8 protein-coding genes are annotated in these 10,080 nt (G+C 60.2%); 5 read left to right on the top strand and 3 right to left on the bottom strand.

The window, feature by feature from the left end:
* Positions 1 to 229 precede the first annotated feature (229 nt).
* The 3 genes from M5B43_RS26870 to M5B43_RS26860 are packed head-to-tail and all read left to right on the top strand — an operon-like array spanning position 230 to position 3,795.
* A complete protein-coding gene (locus M5B43_RS26870; RefSeq protein WP_248752903.1) occupies positions 230 to 889 on the top strand; it encodes a paraquat-inducible protein A in 660 nt (219 codons plus the stop codon).
* Positions 876 to 1,499, top strand: coding sequence for a paraquat-inducible protein A (locus tag M5B43_RS26865; RefSeq protein ID WP_248752902.1), 624 nt, complete (start codon positions 876 to 878; stop codon positions 1,497 to 1,499). The genes M5B43_RS26870 and M5B43_RS26865 overlap by 14 nt, the downstream gene beginning before the upstream one ends.
* Positions 1,492 to 3,795: an MlaD family protein gene (locus M5B43_RS26860; protein ID WP_248752901.1), complete on the top strand. Its 2,304-nt coding sequence runs from the start codon at positions 1,492 to 1,494 to the stop codon at positions 3,793 to 3,795. The genes M5B43_RS26865 and M5B43_RS26860 overlap by 8 nt, the downstream gene beginning before the upstream one ends.
* Positions 3,796 to 3,856: 61 nt before the next feature.
* Here M5B43_RS26860 and mksF read toward each other — a convergent pair whose 3' ends face one another.
* The 3 genes from mksF to mksB are packed head-to-tail and all read right to left on the bottom strand — an operon-like array spanning position 3,857 to position 8,668.
* The gene (gene mksF / locus M5B43_RS26855; protein WP_248752900.1) at positions 3,857 to 6,697 is read right to left on the bottom strand and encodes an Mks condensin complex protein MksF; all 2,841 of its coding nucleotides are present in this window, start codon (positions 6,695 to 6,697) and stop codon (positions 3,857 to 3,859) included.
* Complete coding sequence (gene mksE / locus M5B43_RS26850) at positions 6,694 to 7,401, bottom strand: Mks condensin complex protein MksE (RefSeq protein WP_159954012.1); 708 nt, start codon at positions 7,399 to 7,401, stop codon at positions 6,694 to 6,696. The genes mksF and mksE overlap by 4 nt, the downstream gene beginning before the upstream one ends.
* On the bottom strand, positions 7,391 to 8,668 hold the full coding sequence (gene mksB / locus M5B43_RS26845) for an Mks condensin complex protein MksB (RefSeq protein WP_248752899.1): 1,278 nt from the start codon (positions 8,666 to 8,668) through the stop codon (positions 7,391 to 7,393). Before mksB ends, mksE begins: the two co-directional genes overlap by 11 nt.
* 187 nt (positions 8,669 to 8,855) lie before the next feature.
* Here mksB and M5B43_RS26840 point away from each other — a divergent pair, with 187 nt between their 5' ends.
* The gene (locus M5B43_RS26840) at positions 8,856 to 9,599 is read left to right on the top strand and encodes an energy transducer TonB (RefSeq protein WP_248752904.1); all 744 of its coding nucleotides are present in this window, start codon (positions 8,856 to 8,858) and stop codon (positions 9,597 to 9,599) included.
* Complete coding sequence (rimI, locus tag M5B43_RS26835) at positions 9,592 to 10,044, top strand: ribosomal protein S18-alanine N-acetyltransferase (RefSeq protein ID WP_005784514.1); 453 nt, start codon at positions 9,592 to 9,594, stop codon at positions 10,042 to 10,044. The genes M5B43_RS26840 and rimI overlap by 8 nt, the downstream gene beginning before the upstream one ends.
* The last annotated feature ends 36 nt before the right edge of the window (positions 10,045 to 10,080 follow it).

The following is a 10,080-nucleotide window of genomic DNA, read 5'->3' as shown; positions in this document are numbered from 1 at the left end:
TGGGCGCTCGAAAAGCCAAGGCAGGTTAGTCACTACCTGGATCAGCCCCTCTTAAGTAACCGCTATCGGTTCGACCTTGCTTTACGGCAGCCCTAGCGCATAAACCTGAAACGCTCGTCGCCCTACATCCCTTGGATCACCACCCAAGCCCCCGACAAATTTGCACAGTTATTTCTGAACCAGGCCATTAGAATAGGCTCCTAACCTTTTTAGAGTTCGAGCCCTATCTATGCCCGACCCGGTTGATGCCCTCAGGGTGTCGGATTTACCGCTGGACGACCTGGTGGCCTGCCATGAATGCGACTTGCTGATGCGCAAGCCAGCACTCGCCCCCGGCGAAAAGGCTCAATGCCCACGTTGCGGTTACGAGCTGTACGCTCATCGTCACAATGTCGTTGAGCGGAGCCTCGCCTTAGTGCTCGCTGCACTACTGCTGTATATCCCCGCGAACTTTTTGCCCATCATGCAGCTCAATCTACTCGGGCAGACCTCCGAGGACACGGTATGGAGTGGCGTTGTCGGCCTGTTCGACACTGGCATGCAAGGCGTTGCCGTAGTGGTGTTCCTGTGCAGCATGGGCATTCCCTTACTCAAGCTACTCTGCCAATTGGCGGTGCTGCTCAGCATTCGTTGGAAGATCGGTCGTAGTTATGGGTTGCTGCTGTACCGCATCTACCACCACATGAAAGATTGGGGGATGTTGGAGGTCTATTTGATGGGCGTGCTGGTAGCGATCGTAAAGCTCGCTGACTTGGCCTCTATCACGGTCGGCCTGGGTCTGGTCTGCTTCGTCAGTCTATTAATGGTTCAAGTTCTGCTTGAAGTGGTGATGTCTCCCCACCAGATCTGGCGAGCACTGTCGGGAGAAGATGACCATGCGGGCGATTGATGCAGGCATTTTGATTTGTACCGAATGCCATGAGTTGAACAAGCAAGAAGCAGATACCGATGAGCAACTCTGTACCCGTTGCGGCGCGTTGATCCATGCGCGTCGCCCCAATAGCCTCACTCGCACCTGGGCATTACTGATTACCGCGGCGATCTTGTACATCCCCGCCAACCTGTTACCCATTATGACCATCAACTCTCTCGGTCAAGGCGACCCGAGTACCATCATGGCCGGTGTGATCCAACTGGTGCAGCACGGGATGTTTCCCATTGCCGCCGTGGTGTTCATCGCCAGCATCCTGGTACCGACGTTCAAGTTGGTGGGTATTGGCCTGCTGTTGTTCTCGGTGCAGCGTCATCAACCGCTGTCCGCGCAGCAACGCATTGTGATGTATCGCTTTATCGAATTCATTGGCCGCTGGTCCATGCTGGATATCTTCGTGATTGCCATCCTGGTAGCGGTCGTAAACTTTGGGCGACTTGCCAGTGTCGAGGCCAACCTCGGCGCTGCGGCGTTCGCCAGTGTGGTCATCTTGACGATGCTTGCCGCAGTAACTTTTGATCCCCGACTGATTTGGGATAACACGGAGTCGGACGACGACCATGAGTGATTTGCCTAAAGCTAAAACCCGCCCAGCCTCCAACTGGTCGGCCATTTGGGTGTTGCCCCTGATTGCCCTGATCATCGGCGGTTGGTTGGGGTGGCGTGCCTATTCCCAACAAGGCATTGAGATCCAGGTTCGCTTCGAGAGCGGCGAAGGCATCCAGGTCAACAAGACCGAAGTGGTCTACAAAGGCATGACCGTGGGTAAGGTCAAAGCCTTGGCGCTGGATGACGAGGGCAGCAATCGCGGAGTGATTGCCACCATCGAGATGAACAAGGACGTTGAGCAATACCTCAAGACCAACACGCGTTTCTGGCTGGTTAAACCGAGCGTCAGCCTTGCCGGTATCACGGGTCTGGAAACCCTGGTGTCGGGTAACTACATCGCCGCCAGCCCAGGTGATGGTGAGCCCACGCGCAAATTCAAGGCGCTCTCCGAAGAACCGCCGTTGTCCGACGCCAAGCCCGGCCTGCACCTGACGCTCAAGGCCGACCGCCTGGGCTCGCTTAACCGTGGCAGCCCGGTGTTCTATAAACAGATCCAGGTTGGCCAGGTCAAAAGCTACCTGCTGTCCGAAGACCAGAGCACCGTCGAGATCAAGGTCTACATCGAACCGACCTACGCCCACCTGGTACGCAAACATACGCGCTTCTGGAACGCCAGTGGCATCAGCATTGACGCCAACCTTTCCGGTGTGAAAGTGCGCAGCGAGTCCCTTTCCAGCATCGTCGCCGGCGGTATCGCCTTCGCCACGCCGGAGAACCGCAAAGACAGCCCGCCCACCGACCCGAGCCTGCCGTTCCGTCTTTACGAAGATTTCGACGCCGCCGCAGCGGGCATCAAGGTCAAGGTCAAGCTTACCGACTTCGAAGGCTTGCAGGCCGGGCGTACCCCAGTCATGTACAAAGGTATCCAGGTCGGCAGCCTGAAAACCTTGAAAATAGACGCGGACCTGTCCAGCGCCAACGCCGAACTGACCCTCGACCCATTGGCCGAAGACTACCTGGTCCAGGACACGCAGTTCTGGGTGGTCAAGCCGTCTATCTCCCTGGCAGGTATTACCGGCCTGGAAGCGCTCGTCAAAGGTAACTACATCGCCATTCGCCCCGGCGATAAAGGCACGGCCCCCCAACGGGAATACGTCGCCCGTGCCAAGGCGCCCCCGCTGGACCTGCGCTCCCCCGGCCTGCATATGGTGCTGTTCACCGATAACCTCGGTTCGCTGGATGTGGGCAGCCCGATCCTCTACAAACAGGTCAAGGTCGGCTCGGTGCAGAGCTACCAGTTTTCGCGAAAGAATAAGCAATTGGTGATCGGCGTTCATATCGAGAAGGAATATGAAAACCTGGTCAACGGTTCGACGCGTTTCTGGAATGCCAGCGGCGTCACCCTGACCGGCGGCCTCACGGGGGGCATCCAGGTGAAAAGCGAATCCCTGGCCAGCCTGATGGCCGGCGGCATTGCTTTCGAAACCCCAGAGCCCAACGTTCCGCTGAAAAAACGTATCCCGCGTTTCCGTTTGTTCGCCGATCGCGAGGCCGCCAACCAACATGGCACCCTGGTGACTATCAAGGTTGACCGCGCCGACGGTCTGCGTCCTGGTACGCCGGTACGCTACAAGGGCCTGGATGTCGGCAAGATTGAAAGTGTCGACCTTAGCGCTGATATGCAGTCGGTATTGCTCGGCGCGCGTATCACCCAAGTGGCGGACCGGATCGCCCGTTCGGGTAGCCAGTTCTGGGTCGTCAAGCCTGAGCTGGGCTTGATGAAAACCTCGAACCTGGAAACCCTGGTCACCGGCCAATACATCGAAGTCCAGCCGGCGGTCAAAAACGCAGGCCCTCAAAAGAGCTTCGTCGCCCTGGACCAGCCACCGGAAGCGGCTCACCAGGAAGCGGGCCTTAGCCTGGTGCTGAGCGCCGCCCGCCGTGGTTCGCTGAAGGACGGTGTGCCGGTCACTTACCGCGAAGTCACCGTTGGCAAGGTGACGGGCTACGAGTTGGGCCAGACCGCCGACCGCGTGTTGATCCACATCCTGATCGAGCCTAAGTACGCGCCCCTGGTACGCAGTGGCAGCCGCTTCTGGAATACCAGTGGCTTCGGGCTCGACTTCGGCTTGTTCAAAGGCGCGACAGTGCGCACCGAGTCCTTGGAAACACTGGTAGCCGGTGGAATCGCGTTTGCCACGCCAGACGGTGAGCGCATGGGCAACGCCGCACGGCCGCAGCAAACTTTCCCGTTGTTCGACAAGTTCGAAGACGAATGGCTGACCTGGGCACCGAAAATTCCCCTCGGTAAATAAGCTGCACAAAAAAGGCCGCGATCCATAGGATCGCGGCCTTTTTGCCTTTCAGGGCCGTGCGTCAGACCTCATCCAGCTCCGGCTCGTCCGCCAACACATTCACCGTTGCCTTCACCACATCGTGGCGGCGGATGTACTTCCAGTCCGCCTCATCAATGTAGATCCCATTCGGTCCGCTGCCGCCTTCCAGGTCGATCGCCACCTGGGCGGACACTTGCGGTTTCACACTGGCCAGAATCGGCACGAAGCCCAGTTGCAAGCTGGTTTCGAGCAGCGCCGCCTGGTTCTTCTCGTCGATATCCGCGGCTTCATCGAGGTAGTACGGCAAGCGTACGCGACCGGCTTGATCGCGATCCATCAGGTGCAGCAACAAGTACATGTTGGTCAGCGCCTTGATGGTCATGGTGGTGCCGTTGGAGGCAGCACCATCGATGTCGGTATGAATCACCGGCTGGCCGTGCACCTTGGTGATCTCGAACGCCAGCTCGAACAAGTCCTTGAGGCCCAACTGGTTATGGTTGGCCGCGACCAGGCGAGCCAGGTATTCCTTGGCCTCTTCGTTCTTGTTGTCCTGCTCGGCGCTCTGGCTGAGGTCGAACACCGACAGGGTTTCGCCTTCTTCATACTGACCGGCACTGTGGATGATCTGGTCGATATGCTTGAGGGCTTCCTTGTTCGGTGCCAGCACGATGCGGAAGCTTTGCAGGTTGGACACCTGGCGCTTGTTGATCTCGCGGTTGAACAAGGCCAACTGGTGTTCCAGGCTGTCATAGTCGCTGCGGATATTGCGCAAGGTGCGCGCGATATCGGTGACCGCCGCACGGCGTGCCTTGCCGAGTGTCAGCGCCTCATCAGTCCGGTGCGCATAGGCGTTGATCAGCAGTTGCAGGCGACGCTCCACGTCATCTTCACTGTCGAACTTGGCCACACCCTTGAGGCGGACCTGGGCGTAGAGTGCTTCAATCTGGCCATCGGCACGCAGCAGACCTTGCCAGCTGTCCTGATAGTCGTTGAGCAGTGGCAGCAGGTTGTCCATGGAGTCATCGACCGGGTCCATGAACGGTGTACCGAACGGCAAGTCCGCCGGCAGCAGTTGGCGACGACGCAACGCGTCATCCAGCGTACGTTGCTTGGCTTCCATATCGCCGATCTGGCGGCCAACCAGTTGCAGCTTGGCCGACAGTTGCTGGACGCGCTCGGTGAACGCATCACTGGAGCGCTTCAACTCATCCTGAGCCGCTTCCATCTGCGCCAGGTTTTCCAGTTTCTCACCTTCTTCGGCACTCAAGGTCTGCGTCCGGCGGAAATCTTCCAGTGCCTTTTGTGCATCCAGTACCTGCTGGTACAGCGCTTCGGTCTGGGTCTTGCTCGCCGCGCGGTCAGCGGCCACGGCCTGCTGGGTTTTCAGTTGCTTGAGTTCTTTTTCCAGGCGCTCTTTCTGGTCACGCAACGCCGCGCGATCTGCCAGGGCCTGCAACGCCGGTGGCTCGATGTGCGAGATGTCGATGGAAAGCCCTGGCACTTCAAAGTGCTCACCCTTGAAGCCATCGAGGATCTGCTCCAGGGATTTGACCCACTGGCCGTCCTCGTCCAGCGTGATGCCGTGTTCACCCAATGGCAGACTGAACAACGAACTGTTGAACAGGCGCATCAGGCGCTCGACATCCTGCTGCGAAAACTCTTCGCGCAGCTTGGCGTAGCTATTGTTGTCCGCGTGATCCAGCTGCTGCTTGACCGACTTCAAGCGTTTTTCCAGGTCGCGCAGGCGCTCCTCCAAGTCCTCGGCGCTGAACTGTCGCGACTGCGCCAAAGCGCCCGCCAGTTCATCGTGAGCATCCTTGGCCGCGAGCAGTTGTTGCTCCAGTACCTTCACGTCATCCACCAGGGCAAAGCGATGCTTGAGCACCGACAGCTCGCCCAACCAACGCTGGATCCCGCTGATTTCCCGCTCCAGGCGCATCAGCTCCTGGGTGCCGCCACGCTGGTCGTTCTGCAACGCGTCCTGCTCGTTGCGGTAATGCTCGGCCTGAATGGTCAGTTCTTCCTTGCGCGCACTGGCGTAGTCAGACCAAGTACCGAGCAGCGAATCCAGCAGTGGCGACAGGCGATGCAGTTTGCCGCGCAAAATGTCGCGCTGTTTCACGCCGTTGGCCAATGCTTCGACCAACGGACCGGCAGCCACCAGCGAGTTGTAGTCCTGTTCCATGCGGCGCACATCACGGAAAGCTTCTTCGCACGCCGCGATGTAATCCACGCTACCGGAACGCAGGCTGTGTTCGAACGCATCCAGGAACAATTGCTTGAGCTTGGCCGCAGTGATTTCACGCATGTGCAACAGGTTGATAAACAACGCGCGGAAGGTCTTGAGGCTCTGTTCGCTGGTGGAGCGCAGCGGGATCAACGTCAGGTCCAGCGGCACCGACGTATGGCCGCCTACCAGCAAGCGCCGCAGTTCATCGGGCTTGAGCTCGTAGGCTTTGAGGCCCTCGCGCTCGAGGTTGGTGAACAGCTCCTTCTGGCGCAGGCAGGTGTCGTTCTTCTGGTAGTGCGCCAGGTCCAGCTTGCCGGCATAGGCAAAGAACTGGTGACCAAAGCCGCCGCCCGGGCCGCGGCCGACCACGCCGATGACGTGCGGGCCGTGGGGTAGGGACACTTCTACCAGGATGTAGCTGGTGTCGGTGGCAAAGTAGAAGCGTCGCGATTGTTCCAGGGTGTACTTGCCGAAACTCATGTCGGACATGCGCGCCAAAATCGGGAACTGCAACGCGTTGATCGACGCGGATTTACCCAGGTTGTTCGCACCGTACACCGACAGCGGCTCTTCCAGCGGGAACAAACCGAGGCTGTAGCCGGCAGTGTTCAATAGGGCGAAGCGGCGGATGCCGTAGCGTTCCTTACTCATGCGTCGGTCTCCTGTTCTTCGGCAATCGCACGGGCCAGTGCGTCTTCCTCGCTTTCTTCAGCAAAGTCGCTCAAGTCCAGCGGGTCATCGGTCTTGAGCAGTTTTTCATCGCTGTCTTCGTCGATGATCACGGGGGCCGGCAACGGCAATACGCTGTGCACACTGGCCGCGAGGTCGCGGTCCTGCTGCACCGACAGGCACACATCGAGGAAGCGGTGCATGGGCGGCAGGAAGCGATAAACCCCGTTGTCTTCGCTGGCAAAACCCAGCTGGGTCATGCGGCGCATGATTTTTTCTTCGAGTTCTTCCTGGGTCTGAACTTCGGCCTGGATAAACAGGTCGCGGTACTTTTCCAGCAGCGACGGCAGCTCATCGCGGCCCAGGCTGCCACCGTCGAGCACGGCAATCGGGTCGCGACCCTGGTCGGCCAGATGCTCGACGATGATGAAGGTGAACAAGGCCAGGCGCTGGGCGGTCTTGTTCACCTGCGCGGCGGCCACGGCGGTATCCGGCACAAAGTAATAGAAACCGCGCGTATCGCACACCAACTCAAAGCCCAGGGCCTTGAAGAGCGTGCGGTACTGATCCTGGAAGTTCGACAGTTGCGCGTACAGCTCCGGGTCGCGGCGGCTGACGTGGTAACCCTTGAACAGCTCGCGAAAGATCGGCGCCAGTTGGGACAGTTCGGATAGATCAAGATGCATAAGGTGTGCTCGCAGAATTCTCGGTGGCGTCAGGCGCAGCCGGGAGCAGGGCGAATGAGCGCAGGCTGACCTGATGCTCGTGTGTGTGGTAGTCGCGGCGTTCCAGGCGTTCGCGCTTGAAGCGTTTTTCCCGGGACAGGCGTGAGAACCAGTACAGCAATTCGTCGGTGGCGCCGTCCGGTTCCTGCTCCAGCAGCCAGGTCATCAGGTCCGGCATCGGCAGTGCGTCTTCGCAGCGTTCGAGCATTTCCTTGACCGTACGCGGCGCACGCTGGGCTTCGCCCTTGTGGGTTTTGTGCGCCTTGGGGAAACGCGCCGGTTTCGGCTCGAAGTTGGCCAGGGCATACACATAGGCTTCGACCTGGCTGGCACTGCCCAGGAAGGTGCTTTGCGGCCGGGTAAACATCGGCATCGCTGCCTGCGGCACAGCGTCCAGCCCCTTGCGGCGGATCGCCGACAGGGCCAGCGCGGCGCCACGGGTCACGGCGTTGTGCCGGCGTGCTTCTTCGCGCAACGGCAACAGCAATTCGCGGGCGTGGCGCAGGGTCAACTGGGCGCTGGTCTGCATTTCGAGGATGCGTGCGTGGGTGCGCAGCAGCATGTCGTCGTCCACCAGGTGGCCGAGGCGTTGCTGCTCGGTCAGCATGCGCAGCAGCACGTTTTCCACTTTGCGTACGCCTTGCTCGAACGCGCCGTCGGCGTTCACCAGCTGGATCATGGGCTCGACGTATTCGTCCCAGGTTGCCAGAACCTCGGCGTAACGCTGGCGCAACGGGATCTGCCGGTCGCTGGTCTTGGCGCGGTCGGCCACGGCGGCGAGGGCCTGTTCGTCGTTGGCGAGTTTTTTCAGCACATCGCGAACGCGCATATCGAGCAGGCGCAGTTGGCGGGCCAGGTCGTGGCCATCACGGATATCGAAGGCGTCCTGGATATAACCCGCCAGGCGCTCGAGGTGGCGCAGGTAGGCTTCGATTTCCAGGCACAGGCCAAGCCGGTGCTCCTTGCGAAGATAGGCGAGGAAGTCATGGATCTGGGCGTTGAGCTCGAAACGGTTCGGGCTCTTGGCGACAGGCACCAGGATATCCAGGCGAATCCACACGTCCAGCAGGCTGGTGATGTCCTGCGGCGTGCTGTCCAGTTGTTGGGCGGCCAGTTGCGCGCGCAGCTCGCCCAGGCTCAAGGTGCCTTGGTCGAAGTGTTCGCACAGAGGCTCAAGTAAGGCCCAGTGTTCGGCGAGGGCGCGCAGGACGCGCTTGGGTTCGATCATGGGAATGGCCGGCTGGTTGGCGATTAAAAGTCGCGATTGTACTGCATCAGGCGCGGGATTTATCCACAGCCGGTCAGTGCGCAGTGGGCGATTGTTACCGAACAGCGGTAGAATCCCCGCTCTTTACTTATCCACAAGTGACCGAGCTGTGCTTATCGAGTCCCGACGTCGCGCTTACTTGACTGCCATGCAGGTGGTCAATTGGCTGCCCCGCACCGAACTGCCGTTTGCCGCCCCGTCGCGGCCTGAGCTGCTGCAGGCGCTTGAGCCCTTTGATGCGTTCGAAGCGTGCGGTGAGGAAGCAGCGGCACCGGTTGCGGTGGCCAAACCCCCGCGCGAAGCACGGCCAGCGGTCGAGCGGGTGAAGATCGAGGTGCCGCGCCCGTCACCGGTCGCCAAGGCCGTGGTGGCCGAAGAGGCTGCACCCGCGGTCAAGGCGCCAGTCATCCCGCCGCCGCGTTTTGCCCTGCAATTGCTGCGGGCCGGGCGTTGCCTGCTGCTGGTGGAACTGCCTACGGGCGAGCGCTTCCAGTCCCGTGACCCGGCCTATCTGCTGCTCAAGGACATGTTACGTGCCGCCGGCTTGCCCGACAGCCCGCAAATCATCGGCGAGCCGGTGCGTTGGCCGCTGTTGGTACGTGGCACCATGGACCAGGGCCCCGAGGCGGCACGGGATTTCGTGCAAGGTTTCGTTTCGGCGCGCCTGGAGGACGAGCCCTGCGTGTGCCTGTGGCTGATCGGCCTGCCCGCCGTGCGTTTTGCCGGCGAGGCGAACGCCGAAGCCTGGTACCGCGAACTGCAGGTTGAGGGGCTGGGCTTGGTGTGGGCCCTGCCGGGCCTTGAATTATTAATGGAAGAGCCACAGCGTAAGGCTGATGTCTGGCAAGCCATGCGCCGGCTGATGGCGCGCTGGAAAACAACTGATGAGTGAGGCTTTATCCTTCCGCCCGATGACCGAGGCCGACCTCGACGCCGTGCTGAAAATCGAATACGCGGCCTTCAGCCACCCCTGGACCCGCGGGATCTTTCTCGACGGGCTGGGCAAATACCAGATCTGGCTGATGTTCGAAGGCGAGCAGCAAGTGGGTCACGGCGTGGTGCAGATCATCCTCGATGAAGCGCACCTGCTGAATATCACCGTCAAGCCGGAAAACCAGGGCCGGGGTTTGGGCCTGGCGCTGCTGGAACACTTGATGTCCCGTGCGTATGCCGCCAGTGCGCGCGAATGCTTCCTGGAAGTGCGCGATAGCAACACTGGGGCATTCCGGCTCTATGAGCGTTATGGTTTCAACGAGATCGGCCGTCGGCGCGATTACTACCCAGCGGTGGGTGGCCGCGAGGATGCGGTCGTCATGGCCTGCACCCTGGTCGACTGAACAGACAAAAAACCATGTGGGAAGGGGCTTGCCCCA

The sequence above is a fragment of the Pseudomonas sp. MWU15-20650 genome, assembly GCF_023242475.1.
In the GTDB taxonomy this organism is placed as follows: domain Bacteria; phylum Pseudomonadota; class Gammaproteobacteria; order Pseudomonadales; family Pseudomonadaceae; genus Aquipseudomonas.
Note: the sequence above shows the minus strand (reverse complement) of the source record. Positions and strands in the feature narration are given on the sequence as shown.

What these genes read in the sequence shown, in the direction of transcription:
- M5B43_RS26865 (WP_248752902.1), top strand. Translation starts at nt 876, where the DNA reads ATGCGGGCGATTGATGCAGGCATTTTGATTTGTACCGAATGCCATGAG.
- mksE (WP_159954012.1), bottom strand. Translation starts at nt 7,401, where the DNA reads ATGCATCTTGATCTATCCGAACTGTCCCAACTGGCGCCGATCTTTCGC.
- mksF (WP_248752900.1), bottom strand. Translation starts at nt 6,697, where the DNA reads ATGAGTAAGGAACGCTACGGCATCCGCCGCTTCGCCCTATTGAACACT.
- M5B43_RS26860 (WP_248752901.1), top strand. Translation starts at nt 1,492, where the DNA reads ATGAGTGATTTGCCTAAAGCTAAAACCCGCCCAGCCTCCAACTGGTCG.
- M5B43_RS26870 (WP_248752903.1), top strand. Translation starts at nt 230, where the DNA reads ATGCCCGACCCGGTTGATGCCCTCAGGGTGTCGGATTTACCGCTGGAC.
- mksB (WP_248752899.1), bottom strand. Translation starts at nt 8,668, where the DNA reads ATGATCGAACCCAAGCGCGTCCTGCGCGCCCTCGCCGAACACTGGGCC.
- rimI (WP_005784514.1), top strand. Translation starts at nt 9,592, where the DNA reads ATGAGTGAGGCTTTATCCTTCCGCCCGATGACCGAGGCCGACCTCGAC.
- M5B43_RS26840 (WP_248752904.1), top strand. Translation starts at nt 8,856, where the DNA reads ATGCAGGTGGTCAATTGGCTGCCCCGCACCGAACTGCCGTTTGCCGCC.